This window comes from Marinifilum sp. N1E240 (genome assembly GCF_009295825.1).
Classification (GTDB): Bacteria; Bacteroidota; Bacteroidia; order Bacteroidales; family Marinifilaceae; genus Marinifilum_A; species Marinifilum_A sediminis.
On the sequence record NZ_WHKF01000002.1, the window covers coordinates 105533 to 126035 of the forward strand.

18 protein-coding genes are annotated in these 20503 nt (G+C 33.0%); 10 read left to right on the forward strand and 8 right to left on the reverse strand.

The window, feature by feature from the left end:
- Nucleotides 1–24: 24 nt before the first annotated feature.
- The 8 genes from wecB (at nt 25) to GCQ56_RS05540 (ending at nt 7844) form a co-directional block, all read left to right on the forward strand.
- Nucleotides 25–1161 (forward strand): non-hydrolyzing UDP-N-acetylglucosamine 2-epimerase, encoded by a 1137-nt coding sequence (wecB, locus tag GCQ56_RS05505; RefSeq protein ID WP_152733414.1) that lies wholly within the window; start codon nt 25–27, stop codon nt 1159–1161.
- A 3-nt stretch (nt 1162–1164) separates the two neighbouring features.
- Nucleotides 1165–2346 (forward strand): glycosyltransferase, encoded by a 1182-nt coding sequence (locus GCQ56_RS05510; protein ID WP_152733415.1) that lies wholly within the window; start codon nt 1165–1167, stop codon nt 2344–2346.
- 83 nt (nt 2347–2429) lie between these two features.
- On the forward strand, nt 2430–3383 hold the full coding sequence (locus GCQ56_RS05515) for a polysaccharide deacetylase family protein (protein WP_152733416.1): 954 nt from the start codon (nt 2430–2432) through the stop codon (nt 3381–3383).
- Nucleotide 3384: 1 nt separating this feature from the next.
- Nucleotides 3385–4143: a formyl transferase gene (locus tag GCQ56_RS05520; RefSeq protein ID WP_227006012.1), complete on the forward strand. Its 759-nt coding sequence runs from the start codon at nt 3385–3387 to the stop codon at nt 4141–4143.
- Between the two features lie 64 nt (nt 4144–4207).
- The gene (locus GCQ56_RS05525; RefSeq protein ID WP_152733418.1) at nt 4208–5320 is read left to right on the forward strand and encodes a glycosyltransferase family 4 protein; all 1113 of its coding nucleotides are present in this window, start codon (nt 4208–4210) and stop codon (nt 5318–5320) included.
- On the forward strand, nt 5313–6263 hold the full coding sequence (locus GCQ56_RS05530; RefSeq protein WP_152733419.1) for an NAD-dependent epimerase/dehydratase family protein: 951 nt from the start codon (nt 5313–5315) through the stop codon (nt 6261–6263). The genes GCQ56_RS05525 and GCQ56_RS05530 overlap by 8 nt, the downstream gene beginning before the upstream one ends.
- 84 nt (nt 6264–6347) lie before the next feature.
- A complete protein-coding gene (locus tag GCQ56_RS05535) occupies nt 6348–7316 on the forward strand; it encodes a glycosyltransferase family 4 protein (RefSeq protein ID WP_152733420.1) in 969 nt (322 codons plus the stop codon).
- 54 nt (nt 7317–7370) lie between these two features.
- On the forward strand, nt 7371–7844 hold the full coding sequence (locus tag GCQ56_RS05540) for a WbuC family cupin fold metalloprotein (RefSeq protein WP_299993431.1): 474 nt from the start codon (nt 7371–7373) through the stop codon (nt 7842–7844).
- A 794-nt stretch (nt 7845–8638) separates the two neighbouring features.
- Here GCQ56_RS05540 and GCQ56_RS05545 read toward each other — a convergent pair.
- Together GCQ56_RS05545 and GCQ56_RS20245 are read right to left on the reverse strand one after the other, a co-directional pair.
- Nucleotides 8639–9544, reverse strand: a complete 906-nt coding sequence (locus GCQ56_RS05545; protein WP_193323718.1) for a carboxypeptidase-like regulatory domain-containing protein — start codon at nt 9542–9544, stop codon at nt 8639–8641.
- A 1360-nt stretch (nt 9545–10904) separates the two neighbouring features.
- Entirely contained in the window at nt 10905–11042 is a 138-nt protein-coding gene (locus tag GCQ56_RS20245; protein ID WP_193323719.1) for a hypothetical protein, read from the reverse strand.
- 408 nt (nt 11043–11450) lie between these two features.
- Between GCQ56_RS20245 and GCQ56_RS05550 the strand changes: the two genes are divergently transcribed.
- On the forward strand, nt 11451–12620 hold the full coding sequence (locus tag GCQ56_RS05550) for a hybrid sensor histidine kinase/response regulator (RefSeq protein WP_152733422.1): 1170 nt from the start codon (nt 11451–11453) through the stop codon (nt 12618–12620).
- Nucleotides 12621–12695: 75 nt separating this feature from the next.
- Here the strand turns inward: GCQ56_RS05550 and GCQ56_RS05555 are convergent, their stop codons facing one another.
- The 6 genes from GCQ56_RS05555 to GCQ56_RS05580 all read right to left on the reverse strand — a co-directional run bounded on the left by GCQ56_RS05555 (nt 12696) and on the right by GCQ56_RS05580 (nt 19021).
- A complete protein-coding gene (locus GCQ56_RS05555; protein ID WP_152733423.1) occupies nt 12696–13055 on the reverse strand; it encodes a four helix bundle protein in 360 nt (119 codons plus the stop codon).
- 39 nt (nt 13056–13094) lie between these two features.
- Nucleotides 13095–15008: a DUF3857 domain-containing protein gene (locus GCQ56_RS05560; RefSeq protein WP_152733424.1), complete on the reverse strand. Its 1914-nt coding sequence runs from the start codon at nt 15006–15008 to the stop codon at nt 13095–13097.
- Nucleotides 15009–15084: 76 nt separating this feature from the next.
- Nucleotides 15085–17058 (reverse strand): DUF3857 domain-containing protein, encoded by a 1974-nt coding sequence (locus GCQ56_RS05565; RefSeq protein ID WP_152733425.1) that lies wholly within the window; start codon nt 17056–17058, stop codon nt 15085–15087.
- Between the two features lie 178 nt (nt 17059–17236).
- Complete coding sequence (locus GCQ56_RS05570; protein WP_152733426.1) at nt 17237–17836, reverse strand: HD domain-containing protein; 600 nt, start codon at nt 17834–17836, stop codon at nt 17237–17239.
- Between the two features lie 173 nt (nt 17837–18009).
- The gene (locus GCQ56_RS05575) at nt 18010–18672 is read right to left on the reverse strand and encodes a DUF2461 domain-containing protein (protein WP_152733427.1); all 663 of its coding nucleotides are present in this window, start codon (nt 18670–18672) and stop codon (nt 18010–18012) included.
- A gap of 4 nt (nt 18673–18676) precedes the next feature.
- Nucleotides 18677–19021 (reverse strand): DsrE family protein, encoded by a 345-nt coding sequence (locus tag GCQ56_RS05580; protein WP_152733428.1) that lies wholly within the window; start codon nt 19019–19021, stop codon nt 18677–18679.
- Between the two features lie 305 nt (nt 19022–19326).
- On the opposite strand from GCQ56_RS05580, the gene GCQ56_RS05585 reads away from it, so the two are divergent.
- Entirely contained in the window at nt 19327–20499 is a 1173-nt protein-coding gene (locus GCQ56_RS05585) for a hypothetical protein (RefSeq protein WP_152733429.1), read from the forward strand.
- Nucleotides 20500–20503: the final 4 nt, after the last annotated feature.

The following is a 20503-nucleotide window of genomic DNA, read 5'->3' on the forward strand; positions in this document are numbered from 1 at the left end:
GTCGGTTTAAAAAAAAGAATGGAAATGAATAAATTGAAAGTTGTTACAGTAGTAGGAACTCGTCCGGAAATTATCCGTTTGTCAAGAGTGTTGTTAAAATTGGATGCTACTGCAAGTATTGAGCATATATTGGTACATACAGGTCAGAATTATGACTATGAGCTGAATGAGGTCTTTTTTCAAAATTTGGGACTGAGGAAACCGGATCGTTTTCTAAATGCCGCAGGAGGGAATGCTACAGTTACTGCCGGTAAAATATTAATGAATATTGATCCGGTATTGGAAGAAATTCAACCAGATGCTTTTTTAGTTTTAGGAGATACAAATTCATGTTTGTGTGCCATTGCTGCTAAGAAACGTAAAATTCCAATTTTCCACATGGAAGCAGGAAATCGTTGTTTTGATCAGAGAGTACCTGAGGAAACCAATCGTAAGATTGTAGATCATATTTCAGATATTAATTTAACTTATAGTTCTATTGCACGTGAATATTTGTTACGAGAAGGTTTGTCAGCAGATCGTGTTATTAAAACGGGTTCACCTATTTATGAAGTCGTTCATGCTTATCAAGAGCAAATAGATAAATCGGATGTGTTGTCAAGATTAAAATTAAAAGAAGGAGAATATTTTTTAGTTTCCGCTCATCGTGAGGAGAACATCAATTCCGATAACTTTCTGAAATTAGTGGAAACCCTAAATGCTGTTGCTGATAAATATCAATTGCCAATTATTGTTTCCACTCACCCGCGTACTCGGAATAAAATTAACGAAACCGGTGTTGAGTTTAATACTTTGATCCAATTGATGAAGCCGTTGGGTTTTCACGATTACAATCATTTGCAGAAGAATGCTAAGGCAGTCCTTTCGGATAGTGGAACCATTTCTGAGGAATCTTCTATTATGAATTTTCCTGCTTTGAACATTCGTGAGGCTCACGAACGTCCTGAAGCGATGGAAGAAGCTTCGGTTATGATGGTTGGATTAAATCCCGAACGAATCATGCAGGGCTTGTCTATAATTGATACCCAAAAAAGAGGTAATGAACGAGACCTAAGACCTGTGTCCGATTATTCTATGCCAAATGTTTCGGATAAAGTAGTAAGAATCATTTTATCCTATACGGATTATATCAATAGAATAGTTTGGAGTGAAAATAAGTAGTTTATGAAAAAGGACAAATCTGTATTATATGTTGGAGGGTTTAACTTACCTGATAAAAATGCTGCCGCTCAAAGGGTAATTAACAATGGAAAATTATTTTCTAAATTAGGTTATGAGATTTTTTATATTGATGTGGAAAAGACTGATGAATGCCATAATAAATTGTTTAAGGCTGAAATATTCGAAGGTCTAGAATACAAATCAAAATCACAAAAATATCCTAATTCAAAACAAGAATGGTTCAATTTTATTACAAGTATAAAGTTTATTAAAGAGACAATTAGGACTGAATTAAATAATAATGTTGATATTATTGTTGCATATAATTATCCAGCAGTTTCTTTATGGAAATTAATAAAATATTGTAAATACAATAACATTAAACTAATTACGGATGTTACTGAATGGTATTTCCCTGAAGGTAATTTGTTTTTTAAAATTATCAAAGGTTTTGATTCGTATGTTAGAATGCATTATTTGCATAGGCAAGTAGATGGCGTTATAGCTATTAGTCAGTATCTTCAGGATTTTTATAAAAAGGAGTGCGTAGTAAGGTTACCTCCTCTTGTGGATAAAAAAAATAAAAAATGGGAAACTGTTGATTTTAAGCCAACCAAGCTTTGTGAATTAATTTATGTTGGTTCACTTTCTCATGGACAAAAGGATAGACTAGATTTTATTTTATTGGCTTTAGCTAGAATTAAAAATCGTGTAAGAGATTTTAAATTTACGATGATAGGATTGACTCAATCTGAGTATATAGAATATTTTGGATTGGATTCAATTCCTGAAAATATTAAAGAAAATATATTTTTCGAAGGGAGAAAATCGCATGGTGAAGTTATATCTAAAATAAAAAAATCAGATTATACTATTTTTTTGAGGAGTAATAATTTGTTAAATTCAGCTGGATTTCCAACTAAATTTGTAGAATCTATTGCTTGTGGTACTCCAGTACTAACAAATGACTCGAGTAATATCTGTGAATATTTTAGCATTGGAGAGATTGGTTATTTATTGTCAATTTGTTCTGATGAAAAATTAGATGAATCTTTAGCAAATGCAATCAATCAGGATAAGGGAAAAATATTAGAAATGAAAAACACGTGCTCGGATTTTGATAAGTTCCACTATGAAGCTTATGAGACAGAGTTCAGATTCTTTATTGATAAGTTACACAATTAATTACTTTTTATGATTGTGGTTGAAATGGAATTGTATGATTAATAATTGTTTTTAATGGTATGTAGCTAAATAGGTATGTTTAAATGAAGAATGGAAAATTTGTAATTTCTCTTGATTTTGAAAAATATTGGGGGATACGTGATCACAGTAAAATATCAGACTATAAAACTAATTTAGATAATGTTGATACTATTTGCTTTAGACTTTTGAATTTATTTAGTAAATATAAAATTCATACGACTTGGGCAACGGTCGGTTTTTTACTATTTGATAATAAAAAAGAATTAATTGAAAATATACCTCATGTGCTTCCACTTTACTATAATAAATGTCTAGATCCTTATTCTTATGCCAAAGGAAATGATTTACTATATAAGTATCATTTTGCAAATGAAATAATTAAAGAAATAATAAATACCGATTATCAGGAGGTAGCATCTCATACTTTTTCACATTATTATTGTTTGGAGGCGGGGCAAGATAAAAATACATTTAAAGCGGATTTGGGAGCTAATATTGATTGGGTGAAGCGCAAATATAATATTGATATTAAAAGTATTGTTTTGCCTAGAAACCAGGTTAATTGTGATTATATAGATGTTCTTAGAAAAATGAATATTTCTTCTTATAGGGGTAATGAGGATAATTGGTTATATAATAGTAGAATGAATAATGTTTTAAAGAGAATTTTCAGATTAATAGATTCTTACATAAATATTACTGGTTACAATACCTGTCAATTAGAAAAGAAAAAAAATGAAGGTCCTTTAAATATTCCATCTAGTCGTTTTTTAAGACCTGTATCAAATAAATTATTCTTTTTAGAAAAAATAAGATTGAGGAGGATAAAACGACAAATGACTAACGCAGCAAGAAAAAATGAATTGTTTCATTTGTGGTGGCACCCTCATAATTTCGGAATGAATATGGACGCTAATTTTGTTTTTTTAGAAAAAATATTACTTCATTATGTTGATCTTAACGAAAAATATAATATGGTATCGTTAAATATGGGGGAAGTTTGTCTTGAAAAATAATATGAAAATACTAATGCTAGTGGGAGATGGTGATTCTTCTAAAATAGTTTATAACGCATTGGAAAATGTTTTTGAGATAAGTAAAATTGTTGAAGATACAGCTGTTCCTAAAAACATATTTTTGAAAAGGAGGATTAAAAAATTAGGATTTATTAAAGTAATAGGTCAAATATTATTTTCTATTTACAATAAATTTATTCTTTTTGGTTCATCTTGTAGAATTGAGGAAATTAAACGAAACTATGGATTATCAGTGGACAATTATCCTACTGATTTATTTGTAAAAGTAGACTCAATTAATGATAATGATACAATAAAAATATTAATTGAAGAGCAACCTGATGTAGTAATAGTAAATGGAACTAGAATAATATCGAAGAAAGTATTGTCTTGCACAAAAGCAATTTTTATTAATACTCATACAGGAATAACTCCGGAATATAGAGGTGTTCATGGTGGATATTGGGCCTTAGTTAACGGTGATAAAGGCAATTGTGGAGTAACTGTACATATGGTTGACGAAGGTATCGACACGGGAGGAGTCTTATATCAAGATGTTATTGAGGTTACATCAGATGATAATTTTAATACCTATCCATATTTACAAATTGCTAAGGCTGTTCCACTAATAAAATGTGCACTTACTGATATTCAGGAAAAGAATATCAAATTTGTGCATAAAGACGATGTTGATTCAGTAATTTATTCCCATCCTACATTTTGGGAATATATAAAGTATAGAAGCAAAGGAGTTAAATAGAATTTAAGTGTGTACTGTGATTTATCCTTTTGTTTAAAAAAATTATAAAGATGATATTATTATAATGGGAAAAAGTTTATTTATAATTGTAAATGTTGATTGGTTTTTCTTATCCCATCGTTTGCCTATTGCTTTGGCTGCTAAATCGAAAGGCTATGAAGTAACCATATTAGCAGGGGAGACGGGTAAAGGAAATGAGATAAAAGCGCGTGGTTTAAATTATATTCCAATACCATTACAACGATCAGGCACTAATCCTTTTAATGAGTTAAGAACATTTGTTTCTATATTTAAGTTGATATTGAAACATAAACCTGATGTGGTGCATAACGTCGCTTTAAAAACATGCTGTTATGGAGGTATTGCCACACGATTTTTGCGAAATTGTATTACTATAAATGCAGTGAGTGGCTTAGGATATGTTTTTACAACGGATAAGGTGACATTTAAACAGCGTATCTTTTCAAGAATATTGAGATTTGGTTTCCATAATAAAACTAAAACAATATTTCAAAATCCAGATGATTTAAAAGTGTTTAATGATATGGGGATTTTGAATAATAAATCTGCTGTATGTCTTATCAAAGGATCTGGTGTTGATATTTCCAATACTTATAAATATATGTCTCCTATTAGTAAGGATTATTTAACTGTTCTGTTTCCTGCTCGCATGCTATACACAAAAGGTGTTGAAGAATTTTGTTTAGCAGCTAAAAAAGTTAGAGAGCATACATCTGATGTTAGATTTATTTTAGTAGGTGACAATGACTCTCAAAACCGAAGTAGTGTTTCAAGCCGTCAGCTAAGAGATTGGGAAAGGGATTGTGGTGTTGAATGGAAGGGATATAATAGTGATATGATTTCCGAATATATTAAAGCCGATATTGTCGTATTACCATCTTATAGAGAAGGTTTGCCTAAGTCTCTTATTGAGGCTTGTGCTATTGGGCGTCCTATTGTTACAACAAATGCTCCTGGCTGCAAAGAGTGCGTAGGAGAGGGCGTTAATGGATATTTAATTCCTATGAAAAACGTGGACTTGTTAGCAAAGCGTATTTTGCAATTATTAATGGATTCTACCTTACGAGAATCTATGGGATTATCTTCAAGGAAGCTTGCCGAGAGAGATTTTTCTATAAATACAGTAATTGATAAAACAATAGGTTTGTATGAATAAAAAAAAGTTACTAATTACTGGTATTTCTGGTTTTGTAGGTCAAAATCTTGTTAAATATTTTAATAACCAATCCGTCTTCAAGTTATATGGTTTGGATATTGTCTTTAAAGAAATTGTAGGTGTTGAGAAGATTTATTCATGGAATAGTTTAGAAGAGATTAGAGATATTGATATTGTTATTCACTTAGCAGGAAAAGCTCATGATTTAAAGAAAACTTCTGATGAACAAGCCTATTTTGACATTAACTATGGATTGACAAAGCAAATTTACGATTGGTTTTTGACTACGAACTGCTCAAAGTTTTTTTTAATGAGTTCAGTTAAGGCGGTAGCGGATGTTGTTCAAGGGGCGTTTTTAACAGAGGAAGTAAAACCTGCCCCGATTACGGCTTATGGTCGTTCAAAAATAAAAGCGGAAGAGTATTTACTGTCAAAAAAATTGCCAACTGAAAAATCGTTCTTTATTCTGCGCCCTTGTATGATACATGGTCCTGGTAATAAAGGGAACTTAAACTTGTTGTATCGTTTTGCAAAATCAGGAATTCCATATCCACTTGGTGCTTTTGAGAATAAAAGGTCATTTTTGAGTGTTGAAAATCTTTGTTTTGTGTTTAAGGAATTCATTAATAGAGATATTGATTCTGGTATATATCAGTTGTCTGATGATGAATCCTTATCGACCAATGAATTAATCTCTATCATTTCAAATACTTTAGGTAAGAAATCCAAAATATGGAATTTGCCGGAAACATTTATAGTCCGTTTAGCTAAATTTGGAACTCGCTTAAAACTTCCTTTGACGGAAGAACGCCTAGTGAAACTTACAGAGAATTATGTGGTTTCAAACGATAAAATAAAGAAAGTATTAGAGAGAAATTTGCCTGTTTCTGCAAGGGAAGGTTTGATCAAGACAATAGAATCATTTTCTAGTTTGTCAAAATAGAATTATTTGTTCAACAATTTTTTTTGATATAAACTTCTTTCGAAGCAAAACACTAATAATTTATTAAATTAAAGAATACCAATAATGCAATATTTCATTACTCTGATTGTTTTAGTCTCAATCATACAAATCTATTTTAAACTTGCAGATCATTTTAACATCATTGACAAACCCAACCAAAGAAGTTCTCACACCTCGATAACCTTGCGTGGAGGAGGAATTATTTTTTATTTTGGTGCTTTATCATTTTTCGTTTATTCTGGTTTTCAATATTCCTGGTTTTTTGTTGGTTTAAGCTTGATTACGCTAATTAGCTTTTTGGATGATGTTTTGACTTTGTCAAATAAATTACGACTCTCTGTTCACTTGTTATCTATGGGGATGTTATTCTACCAATTGGCATTGTTTGAGCTTCCATGGTATTGGATTATTCTTGCCTTTATTTTGTTTATAGGCATAACCAATGCTTATAATTTTATGGATGGAATCAATGGGATCACTGGGGTGTATAGTTTATCTGTTCTAGGTGGATTATGGATGATCAACAATTACCATGTTAATTTTTTGGAGAACGATTTGATTTACTGTACTGGATTGAGTCTTTTGGTTTTTAATTTTTACAATTTCAGGAAAAAAGCCAAATGTTTCGCTGGAGATGTTGGATCAATTGCTATGGCATTTATTCTTCTTTTCATGATCGGGAAATTGTTATTAACAGAACCATCTCTTGTTCCGGTTTTATTATTGGGTGTTTATGGTGTGGATTCTGTTCTAACCATCATTCATCGTTTGATATTGAAGGAAAATATTTTTCAAGCCCACCGCAAGCATTTGTACCAGATTTTGGCAAATGAGGCAAAAATTCCTCATTTAATGGTGTCTACGGCTTACGCCCTTATTCAGTTGATTATGAATGGATTTGCTATTTATCTATTGAAATCAGATTATTCTGTGATGACTGTTGGCGTATCTGTTATTGGTTCGTTGGTTATTTTAGCTATGAGTTATGTTTTTATTAAACGAAAATATTTTCATTTGCACCAATTGGCATAAATAGTAGTTATAGAAAATTAATACAGGAAATAGTTTTATTAAGAAATTAGTTAGGTGAAATACATTAATTCAGATTTATTAGATCAAGTTAGCAAGAAGGCAATTGAGAATTCGCGAAAGCGAATGAACTACAATTTTCATGCTAATGGGGAAGAGGTATTGCAAAGAATGTTGAATGCAATAGAGCCTGATACTTATTTGCCTCCACACAGACATCCTGAGAAAGTGGAGATATTCTTATTATTAAGGGGAAAAGTAAAAACTTTATTTTTTAATGATATTGGTGAAATTACTGAGGTAAGAGAGTTAAATCCGATTAATGGAGAATATGGAGTTGAAATCCCAGCTGGAATTTGGCATACCATTTTGGTAGAAGAATCGGGTTCAGTAATTTATGAGTTAAAGGAAGGACCTTATGTTCCAGGTGTTGGTGTAGAGTTTGCTTCTTGGGCACCTGAACCTAAAAATGAAGAGGAGTGCAGACTGTATAGGGAAAAACTTAGTGCGCAAATTTCAAAAATGTATTAAATGCATTCGGCGTACCATCCCACATGAGAGTATCTCTTTGTGGGGTCGAAGTAATATATCGAAAAACCCAAAGAAGTGAATTCTTTGGGTTTTTCATGTTTTGGATTTTAAGGCAGAAAAGCTAAATGTCGAACATCCTTGCCTGTCATTGCGAGGAGGTACAGCCTGTCCCGAAAATTCGGGAACGAAGCAATCTACTCGCATACGGCAGTGCAAAGTCAAAATAGAGACACTATAAGCTTTCAACAGATTACTTCATTTGCTATCGCTTCTTCGTAATGACAAATAGATTGAATGCAGTACTATTGCTAGCTAGCAGCTGAAGACTGATCCCTGCCGGCTACTTCAAAACAGAGCAAAGCACAAAAAACGCCCCTTTCAATTGAATTAGTAGGCGGTAATCACTAATCTGCCATAACTTTCAAGCCTTTTACTCTTCTACTTTCTATTTTTTTACTCTTCGACTCTTTGACTTTTGAACTTTTCCACTATTCTACTTTTCCACCTTTTACTTTTGGACTTTTCTACCATTCTACTTTTATACTATTCTACTTTTTGACCTTTCTACTTTTCTACTCTTCTACTATTCTACTTTTCCACCTTCGACTTTTTAACCATTCCACTTTTCCACTTTTCTACCATTCTACTTTTTAACTTTTCTACTCTTCTACCATTCTACTTTCCATCTTGGACCCTTCGACCATTTGACTTTTCGACTGTTGGACTTTATTGTTATAGAAGAAAAGAGACAAAAGCATGCCTCTTTTCATTCCTAATCTAGCCATCACAATTCGTCATTCGCTTTCCATTTCCAGGTTCAACACATTGGTTTCCCCATAGCGATGCACCAGCTCCATACTAATGCTTTTGTAGGTCACCGCTTGTATTTCGATTTGGTAGGTACCAGGCTCCAGATTTTTAATTCGGAAACCCCCTTTTTCACCCTGGCAGAGATGATCGATACCAGCCTCTTCGATAAGAATGTGCGCCTGAGGTACGGGAAGCTTACTTTCCTTGTCGAAAATACTACCACTAACCGCCGTTTTGCGGGTATAGGTTTTTTCCACATGAGTGGCTTCCAGATAGGCTTGATACAAATCTGGATTGGCATTGGCAAAGAAAGATTCCATTACGGCATCCAATCGGGTTTTATTGGTATGAATGATGTCTGCAGCCACCTTTTTGATCTTCTTATTGGCAATTTTCACAGAACTTTGTATCTCTTTGGGTCGAGGAGATGCTGCAATATAGGAAGCGCAGAGGGTTTTTAAATCTGCTAGCTCTTCTGCTGTTACAGCTGTTTCTGCTAGCTGTTCACCTAGATCATCCCCAAACTGACAGCTGTATTCCAGTCGGGTTATGAATTGTTCATCACCCAAATTGGTATAGCTGGATACAGAGCCTTTTAGCTTGGAAATATCGGTAAGCTGATTCGTTTTTAAACAGTAGTTGTAGAACAACAAATTGACCTGGTTCAATTGTTCGGCAGCACTTTTTTTGATGTTGTGTTTGGTTAGCGTGCTACCAGTGGTTTTCTTATTAATGATTTCCCACAATTGCTCAAAAGTTGCGATATTAGCCACTTGTATGTCAAAAATTTCTTTGATTACAGGTATCACATCCAATGTGCTTTCGTGATTGGTATGGAAATCTAGAAATGTTCTGTGCATTTCTCTTTGGTTGATGAATTCTTTATTCATAACATTTAGTTTTAGACAGGACATAAAAAGTTCGGCTTTGCAAGGCAGAATCATTTGCTAAGCTCTGCTAGAAGCTGCTTGTTTGGATCTGAACCTGCTTTGTCTCTTCCCAAGCAGGCGTTCTCCTGTTCGAAGACTTGGCAAAGCTGTTCGGAGCAATTTTTAAATCGATCTGAGAGAAGCTTGTCCTTCGCTGGAGCTGGTTTGTCCTTAAATAAGTACCAGCTAACTTATGCGGAGTAAAATGAAACCTCTCCCAGGCTCTAGGTAAATTGTGCCAGGCAATAAGAAAACCTTCCGAACAGTTTGTTCTTGTTCAATGGCAAGTGAGAATCCTGGTTTGGAAAGGTTTTAAACGCTCCCAAACATAGGTTGTCTCGAATTTACAGCTGTTACTACCAATTGAGATAGAACATTCTGTTTGAAGGTCTTCTTGGATCTTATGGGTCCTGTGCGGTTTTAATAAAAAGAAAAGCTGTTTTAATTGTCTCTAATTTTTGTAGAAATAAAATTTAGAAGTTAACAAGTAAAGTGATTTAAGTAGTAAAGATCTATCGCTTCCCTCTGTTTTTATCTAGTTATCCCAGTACTAAAAACACAAGGAATGTAAATCTGTGAGATGATTGAGTTCTACCTATTGATTCGATTAAAAATCAACCGGCGAAGTAAGAATTAAAACAGCTGTATTGTAATTCTATATTAAATGTAGAAAAAAATCTTTATTCCCTCCAAGCAAAATGTTAAGTAAATTTAAAATAATCGACATATGTCGTTAAAAATGAACTGTTGGTCATGGAAATATGCATGTTCATGTGTAGTGTTAAAGTCCAAAGTCCAAAATTTCAAATCCCAAAATCCAAAGTATAAAGTATAAAGTATAAAGTATAAAGTTTCAAAGTAAAAAGTACCAAGTATAAAGGAGAAATCTCCAATATGCAAAGTTCCAAATCCCAAAAAACAAAATCTAAAGTATAAAGTATAAAGTTTCAAAAATCAAATTCCAAATGGTAAGATCTGAGTGTTCTTTTTTTTGACCATTCGACCATTCGACCGTTTGACCGTTTGACCATTGGACTGATTGACTTTTGCCGCCTGCTTTACAAGTTCAAATACCAAGGTATAAAGTACCAAGTATAAAGGAGAAAGTTTCAAAGTAAAAAGTACCAAGTATAAAGTATAAAGGAGAAATCTCCAATATGCAAAGTTCCAAAATCCAAATCTCAATTGGTAAGATCAGAGTATGCTTTATAGGAAGATTTCCCCTATAGGGGAGTAAGGGGTGAGTGGAGTGGTTAAAAAAAAACAAAAGCCAAAAGAAAGAATTTCTTTTGGCTTTTGTTTTTGTAAACTGGATTGGATCTTAGAAACAGAAATCCAAAACTTTTGCGGCATTTTCCTGGTCACCACGATCTAGCAGATCCTGAGCCATTTGAATCAATTGATTGTCTTCTAAGCCGCTTTTGATAGCTTCAGCTATCTCTTTAGGTAAATTTTCCATTTTAAAAAATTGTAATAGTAGTGTAATGATCTTACAAATGTATTAAAATAATTTCTACTGTCAAGCTGTCAAGTTTGCCAATTTTATTTCTAAGTGTAAATATATCTATGTTTTACCATCGAAAACGATTGCTTAATCATTGCAATCAATTTAACTTAGATTTGAAAGCACTTTGTAGCTCATTTTTTCAAAGCAGTTCTATTTTTCTTATTTGTGCCTTTATTTTCTATGATTTTGCTTCCATTTTGTAAGTCATAGTCGCATCAGCAGTAGCTTTTTCCTTTTTATTCTTTATAGTTTGAATTTATATGTTATATTTAGACTTTAATTTGGTGTATGTATTCAATTTAATCGTTACCAAATTCTTTTACACAATAAAACTAATCTACTACAAATAATTAAGCGGCGATGAAGAAAAACCGTATTCTAATAGTTGATGATATTCCTGATAACATAAAGGTTTTACAAGCTATTCTTTCCAACAAATCTTATGAAGTACATTACGCCTTAAATGGTAAAGATGCAATTATGCTGTGTGTAACACATAGTTTCGATTTGATTCTTTTGGATATTATGATGCCGGAAATGGATGGCTATGAAGTCTGTGAGTATCTTAAATCGAAAGATAAAACAAAGGATATTCCAGTAATTTTTCTTACCGCTAAGGTTGATAGCGAGGATATTATCAAAGGTTTCGATATTGGAGCTCAGGATTATGTCACCAAGCCATTTAATGCACAAGAGCTGATAGCACGTGTAGATACACATCTGGATCTAAAACACAAGAATGAAGCTTTAAAATTCATGAACCTGCAGCTGGAAGAGAGAGTTGCTGCCAGAACGATGGAATTGGAGGATTCAAATAAGAATTTGGAGGAAGCCAATCGCCAGTTGTCAACATTGGAAGAGTCGAAAAATGATTTCCTATCCTTAATGTCAACAGAGCTACGCGAACCTTTAAATGGGATTGTTGGCTTTGCCGATATGCTTGAATATGCCATTAAGAATAAAACGAATTTGAAATACGTTCGATTCATAAAGCAAGCTTGTGAGAAGTTGATTGGTATTTCGGATATCGCTTTGTTGTTATCAGCCTTGCGTTTTGATCGTTACGAAATGAAGGTTTTGGGTATCCCTGTTACCGAAATTGTTAAGCTCAGTTCAGAGAAGCTAAAACCATTAATCTCGGAACGTAAGGTAAAGCTTAAAGTAGATATTCCTAAAAACTTTATTGTGAAAGGGGATGAGCGATTGCTTGAAATTTGCATGGAAAAAATTCTTGAAAACGCCATTACCAACGCCCCATCTAAATCCGAAATTAATATTGGAGCAGAACTACAAGGGAATAAAATAAAAGTTTTTGTTCAGGATAGTGGTGCTCATTTTGCTGATGGTGAGGTGAACTATACCTTCCGATTTTATGAACTCAAAAAAGATGAGGACAGCAAAAACTTTAAAAGATTTACCCCAGGTTTGGTTGTGGTTAAATTGGTTATGGATCTTCACAAAGCCAAGGTGGATGTGGAAAATAGAAGCGAAGGTGGCGTGAATGTGTCATTTTTATTGCCTCAGTATTAAAGGTAGAAAAGTAGAAAAGTAGAAAAGTAGAAAGGTAGAAAGTCAAAAAGTAGAATTACTACAAAATCTACCTAATTACTTTCGTGATTGTAGCTTCTTGATAAGGTTTTGGATACTACCTGAAATGTACATACACTTTTTCCTGTAATCATTTGATTCTGCTGTAGATATGTAATTTAAATCTTCAGCTAAATACAGCATGCTGCGAACTTCAGCACAGGAAGATTTAGCTATTCGAAGAAATTGAACGAATTCTTTATTTGAGTATCGTTCAAATCCTTCAGCTATATTATTCATAACAGATACAGAGGCACGCTGAATTTGATCTTTAAAACCAAAATCTTTTAAAGAGTGAAAGGAAGAATAAATTTCTTTTGTTAAGATTCTGGCATCTTGCCAAATAATTAACTCTTCAAAATAGTTAATGCTTGCCATATTTTCCTACCTGTTATACATTTCTACTTTTCTACATTTTTACTGTTGGAATTTCTTTAACACCAACTTTGCTTTATCCGCTCTAACAATCGCTTTTTTATAATTTCGAAACTCGTTGTATCGTTCAGCCGCTTCGGTAAACTTATAGTATTCTTGTTTACGGATATAAGTGATTTTACCTTCTGATTGAATCACCTCACTGCTGTATTTTCCAAAATCCGATTCAATTATTTTTTTCTCAGGAAGACTCTCTATAGTATATCCTGATGGAATGGTGAAGTGAATGCTGTCCATATCGCAATAGGCTCTTTTGTAGTAGATTGGTGTCCTTCTCTCCTTTACTTTCTTAGGAATATAAGTAGAGCGGTTCAAAAGGTTTAAAGGAATAAACAATCGATCACCAGAGTTGGATGCATAGTTTCTTATATCGAGATCAAGTTGTAATTCTGATTTCGGAATCCTTGTTTTTGTTTGGGTTAAAGTAAGATCAATAATTTTAAAATCGGGTAGATTAATACTTTTGTACAGCTTCTTTTTCTGATCTTCATAACTAATATCGTATAGGTATTCTATATTTTCATATTGTATTCCTTGATAGCTTGTCGATACGCTTGCCGATGCATTGCCATCAGGCTTAATCGTGACTTGTGCAATTCGTTCTTGCACATTGTCCTTCATGTTGTACACGGGCGTATGTATTAATTTTCCACCCTCTTCAGTCATACACAGCACCTCTCTGTCATCGGTAAATGAACCTAAGAATCCACATGGCTGAGTTTTGCTCGTGCATTCCAACCAAATACTGTCTTGTTCCAGCGGCACCATTAAAATGGCATGATCTGCAAAATTATGAACAAAAGAAGTATCTGTATTTGCTGCACTTGAACCTGAATTAACAAGTGTATAGTAAGAAGGAATATTTACAATTTTCAGTAGGGCTTTCATGTAGTTTGATAGCGCCTTGCAATCGCCATAAGCTTTATCTTCTACATCTTGAGCCAAAAAGGATTGCCAGCCACCAATTCCTACCTGAATGCTAATGTACCTTGTTTTGTTTTGAAGGTATTTATATAGTACTTCAACTTTTTCATCATCTGTTTTGCAATCTTTTACCAGGTTTTTAATTTTTGCCTGACTTTCAAGATCTAGATTATCTCTATCTTGATTAAGAGTTGACGTCCATTTTCCAAATTCAGACCATGAGGACATGTGACCATTGATCTTATCCATTTGAAAATCTTTAGGAGCACAAATCAATTTGGGTACTGTTTCATAAAATGGAGGAGAGTAGGGCTCTTTCTTTAAGGCAGAAAGATTCTTGAGTTCCCAGTGGTAAGAAGTTTCATTCGCTGCCTTGTTAATTTTAGGTTCAACTTCTAGGCGATAAGGTTTAAACCTGAAGTTATCTGTATTACTAGCAATAACATCAAATTTAGTCTCTTCAACAGCACATCTGTAACCAGGATATGGATACCAGCCTCGTAGATTGATATAACTGTCATATACCTTTTTATAGCTGTAAACTATGGTGTATGGATAGTTTTTTTGAATGGGCTCGTAATGCTTCACTCTGGAATCGCTAAAAAGTGAGGATCCTGAAGCACTATAATCTTTTACCTCATTTGTTTTCACTTTTTCGATAAGATAACCGGATGCGTCGTAAATAGCTGCCTGCAATTCCGATATGGGATTTGTTTTTTTGTAGTACAGTTCTATTTCTCCAAAACCATTCCCATTTTCATTAAGAATGGTAATGGCAGTTTGGTATTTGAATACAACCTTATTAATAGAGATGATCTCCAGAGAGTTGGATTCAGTTCTAATGACTGCGTCAGCATTAACTTTTAAATCCTCCGAAATTTCGGAGCTCGGGTACTTAGGTGTTTTTTTTGCAAACGAACTTAGCGATAATAAAAGAAAAACGATTAATATATTTATGTAACGAGAATTCATAATGTTTAATTTAACGAATAATACCTTTAACTGTATGTATAGTGGATCAAAGTAGGATCAGCATTGTTTTGGACAATTACATTTTCTTCAAAACAATCATTTCTGCATTTTTTGCCACTATTAAATTGTAGAATTCTTTAAGGCTAGCATATTCATCAAATAAGAATTGTCTCTTATTTATTTTAAATCGACTTGTAATCATTATTTTATTTCCTGCTGCAGCAACATTATAAAGGTATTGTCCTGATTTTTCTGGTAAATTTATTCTTGTCGGTGCAGGTTTACTTTCTAAAGTGTAACCTTCAGGTATGATCAGCTCAAGTAGGTATGTTTTATCGGTAGGATAAGTATAGTCAACCGGATATTTACGCTCTTCCAATGTAAATGGATTGGATTCAATTTTGCTAACTATAAATGGATTGAAATAAATTAAATTGTTTGTGATATCTAATTCTTCAACTAATTCAACATCCATACTACTTATTAAATTCTTTTCGGGGGCTTTTAAATTTTTGAACTCAGCACTCTCTACATTAAGTGTTTTGTAGGCTTCATCCATTGTTTCCAGCAATTCATCTTCCGACTGATCTTGTAGGGCTTCTCTGTATTCAAAAGCAGCAAAACCATTAAGGGATAGACTTAAATTTCCAGAGACAATTCCATCTTCTGATAGATTCATTTTTGCAATAGTTGCTGTTCTGGAAATGCTATTCGTTTTAATATCTACAAAATAGGAGCCTGAGCTTGAGATTACTCTTCCCTTATCGTTAATACAACGTTCTGGCAATAAATCACAAGGGCAATTTTTTTCAGTTGCATCAAGAAAGAATCTTTTATCGTTCAATTTGCAACTGGCAATTACATAATTGAATTTTGATTGACTAGGAGAGAACAGGCTAAGTAAACCATTATTTCTGGTGCTTAAAATTACAGGATCGGTATTTAAACCTAGTTTGTTCAATAAGACAACAAGCATTAAGTTGATATCAGCAACATTCCCTTTTTTCTCTTTAAAAGCTGCTCTAAGTGATGTAGTAACAAATTTTCCATAGTATTCGTTCCATTTCATATTTGTTTTAATATAGTTGAAGGCAGCTAACATCTTCTCTTCATCACTGCTTTGGGTCGAGTTTATTTCTTCAACTACCTCTTTCAGAAATCCACCACCTTTTAGTTGAGAACCAAAATAGGAATGTTCCATTAAACTTGTATTAATTTTATCCCAGTTTCCTGTTTTATCATGATACACTCCATGTCCATCTTTTGTACCAGCAATTTCAAATTCGATTGCCGATTTATAGTTTTTACTTGTGGTAGTGTATGGCTCTTTTTTAAAAGCAGGTGCATCGCTGACAACAAATCTATAATTGTCCACTGTGTAGGTTCTGCTTCCCATATTTCCAGTTGAATAGGTGTGTTCGTTTACCTTAAATGGCAAATAGCCTTTGCCATTTTTTTTATAGACGAAATATTCAGGAAGATAGGCTCTAAATTCGCTGTGTAGAACAGGAATGTCTTTTTGGAAGTACCAGGGATCCAGATTCCATGGTATATTTGATGACAATTGGTACTTAAATTCGATTACTGATCCGGGTTTTACATTTGCTAAAGCAAGTTTATAGGTAAAATAGTCATCTGATGTTTTTTCTAGAATTCTATCTTTTGAATTAATTTTAGTTTTGGATATTTTTCCATTTTCAAGATTGTAAGTACAGCCTTTTACCATACTAACATCATATCTGTTTTTATTAAATCCAAATTCCAGATTGGCGTAATCCAAACCTTCATCTTTTAAAATTTTTATTCTGTATATTCTAGTGTAGGTATATTTGAAATCTTTTACAGCTTGTTCATATTGAATTTTACTTACTCCATAATCACACAAGTACACGGCAGTGGCAGTAGTATCTTTTTCATATGTTGTCATTTTTAACTCATCCATACTCACTTTACCATATTTAATTGGATCTTTTATGGCATATAGATTGGATGTGCTACTAATAAATACAAAGGATAAAACTAATAATTTAATGATAGTAAGGTGTTTCATAGCTCTTAAATATAGGTTTACAGTATCATAAAAATAGTAAAGCAAAATTTAAGAATGATTCTATATTGATAAGTTTGTTAGAGTTAGTGAATTGTTGGTGGTGATATTTCTTTGTGATTGGATGAATGTGTATTAGAGGTGGTTTGTGAGTGTGCTATTTGATTTTCTAATGGATAACTTATTGGTTTTTGCAATAATTATGAAAGAATTTATTTAAATTTTTTTCTTTCAGGAAGTTCAGGAATTTCCTGCCATAAGAAGTGAAATAACAATGATCATTTAAAAACTCAATATTTTGATCACACCAGTAACGCAAGGGAATTTCTTTATCGGTTACCGATTCAATTTCTTCTTTTAACTTCATACTTCTTGATTCATAATCATCTAATGTTAGATGAAACATGTCTGCATCGCAAAGTACCTTTTGTATTTCATTTTTTGGCTTAGGCGGGTAGTGTGTTGCTAAGATGCAGTTTAGGACTTCTTTAATTCTATGTGTAGGATAATTGATATCATTTAAGAATTTTTTTGCAATTTCTACTCCAGCTTCTTCGTGTCCGAAATAAGTGGTGGTGTGTCCTGCATCATGAAACCAGGCAGAAATAACAACAATTTCAGTTTCAACATCAGATAACTTACTGCTGCTTGCCAAAACTCTACTTGCTTCAACAACTTCTTGTGTATGCTTAAGATTGTGATAACACAAACTTTCAGGCAAATCGCACAGTAAATCAATAACGTAATCTTCTACTTTTTGTATGTACTTACTTTTATGCATTCTTAAATTTTACGACGGCTAAATAAGTAATCATTTCATTGATCAACAAATCAAATTATTTAAAAGATGTTATTCTTTGTTAATGCAGCCTCGAAGTTATTATTCAAAATACCGTTTTATATTCGTAAAACGGTATTTTGAATAAAATGTTATCAATAAGTAAACTCAATTGTCTATAAATCCAATACGATTTCATTAAGAAATCGATTTAATGGATACAGAGCTTTAAATGTATTTTCAATTTCACTGGAGAACTCATTCGATAGTACAAGCTCATCACGAACCGATTTGCCCACAGCGTAATGTTTGTAATTGAGTAAATCAATATCTTTAAAATCTTTTGGAAAGCCCCGGGGAGCGGTTTTTAGCTTATCGCCATACATTTCCGGAAAATGTTGTTTGAAATTTTTATTTTCAATTAGCTCACGAAACTCATCAGAGTGATGATAAATCTCAGTACGTACGGCTTTTAATACATTGGCGGCAGGCATGTAACAGCCACCTCCTAAGAAACATTGTTCTGGTTCAATGTGAATGTAATAGCCTCCAAATTTACTTTTACGTCCATTTTTAGCCAGGAAAGCCCCGAAATTGGTTTTGTAAGGTCTTTTGTCGTTTGAAAAGCGAACGTCACGAAAAATACGAAACATGCAATCTTTGGCTTGTAATCCTGATACATCAGGATCGATATCCTTAATCTGCTCAATGCAGAGCTCTACAAATAATTGGAAGTCTTTTTTCGCTTGTTCGTATTTCTTTTTGTTAGCGTGAAACCAATCGCGGTTGTTGTTTTCACGCAGCTCAAGAAGAAAATCGTAAATTGAATGATTCAGCATATTCTTAAAAAGTTATTACTTTATAATCTGTTTTTAAATATTCAGTTAGATCTTGTCCCATATATTTTACTTCAATTTCCAGGCTTTCTAACTTTTCGGAAACACCATACATGTCGGCGCAAGCTTTACAGGCATACAATTTAATGCCAACATCCTGCATTTTTTTTAAGTATGCTTGCAGGTCATCATCTTCGCTTAAAAGTTTTGAGGATGGTCCCCAAATTATAAAAACGACTTCATCCCACCATTCTTGTTTTGCTGCATTATAGGTATACATATATACCATTTTTTCAGCAACATCTTTATCTGCACTTGTCCATAGCACAGCAAGTTTATTTGATCGACTCATTTCTGTATTGATTTTGTCATTATTAGAGTTTTGAGCACTACAATTTATCGATAAAAAAGAAGCGATAAATATTACGAATAGAATTTGAATTGAAATATGCTTCATGGATGATTAAATATAATTAATATATCAAAATGTTGTTTTCAAATAAAAAAGAGGATTTTTGAAAAAATACCTCATTTCAGTCAAATATGAAATATAGCTTTATATGGAGCAATTAAAAATACTTATCAAAAAAATATAACTTATTTATAGGTATCACCGTTATAAAGGTGAATAATAAGTAATTTAAAGTAAAAAAGCGAATGTGGAAGCTATTACGAGTGTTAATTTTATTGTTTTTACTGATTCCTGTAGTATCATGGATTAGCTGGAAACTTAAAAAAAACATTCCGATAAATCTTTTGGTGATTGATAAAACAACACCGGATAAAAACTTTTCTGAACATCTTTCTTTTTTCTGGGTTGCCAATCAGAACAAATGGGTAAAAAAGAATGGTGAAGAGTATAATTATGCTGTTGATTTTTTAGGTTTTCACCCAAGTGAGGAGGGAGATTACCTTATAAAAGATTTAAAATTGTATTCCAAGGATGCCATTGTTGAGATGGCAGACTCTTTGGATGTTGTTTTTTTTGCGGATACTTACGGAATTTACAATTCCAATTGGAAAGACCATCCTGACTATGGGAAAGATACGATCTCTTTATTTTACGGTGGTTTACAGCCAGAAGAATTAAATTTATTGAGGGAATTAAAACGGAAAGGAAAAACGATAATTGCAGAATTCAATTTTTTTGCATCACCAACATCATCAGTATTAAGAAAACAGACAGAACAATTGTTTGGTGTCAAATGGAGTGGATGGCTTGGTAAATATTACCATACACTTGATACACTATTGGATCCCGAAATTCCGAAATGGGTTCCGGATTTGTATCAAAAGAATTATAAGGATGAGTATGATTTTAAAAAAGGAGGAATTGTATTGGTTGACAACAGAGAACGAATTGTAATTTTAGAAGAGGGTAGGCACTTAAATACTCGTTTTCCTATTTTAAAAAGCCAATTAAGCACTCAATTGGAATACAATGTTCCTGCAGAAATTTATTATCCCTTTTGGTTTGATATTAACTCAACGGATTCACGAAATCATGTTCTTGCCAATTTTAATTTAGATGTGAATAAGAATGGAAAAAGTTTGCTGGATTCTTTGAATATACCAAGTACTTTCCCTGCAATTATAGAACACGAAAAAGATTATAATTTTCTTTATTTCGCCTGTGATTTTTCTGATAACAATATGGGGATTTATTCTTCATATTTTGACGGAATTGAAAAATTAAGTGGGGCTTTCTATAGTCCGAATCAAGTAAAGGATAGAAAAATGTTCTTTTGGAAATACTATCGCCCATTTATGGGGACGGTTATGGATAGTATTTCGTTGCGAAGTGCAAATAAAATGAATTATGCAGATTAAATAA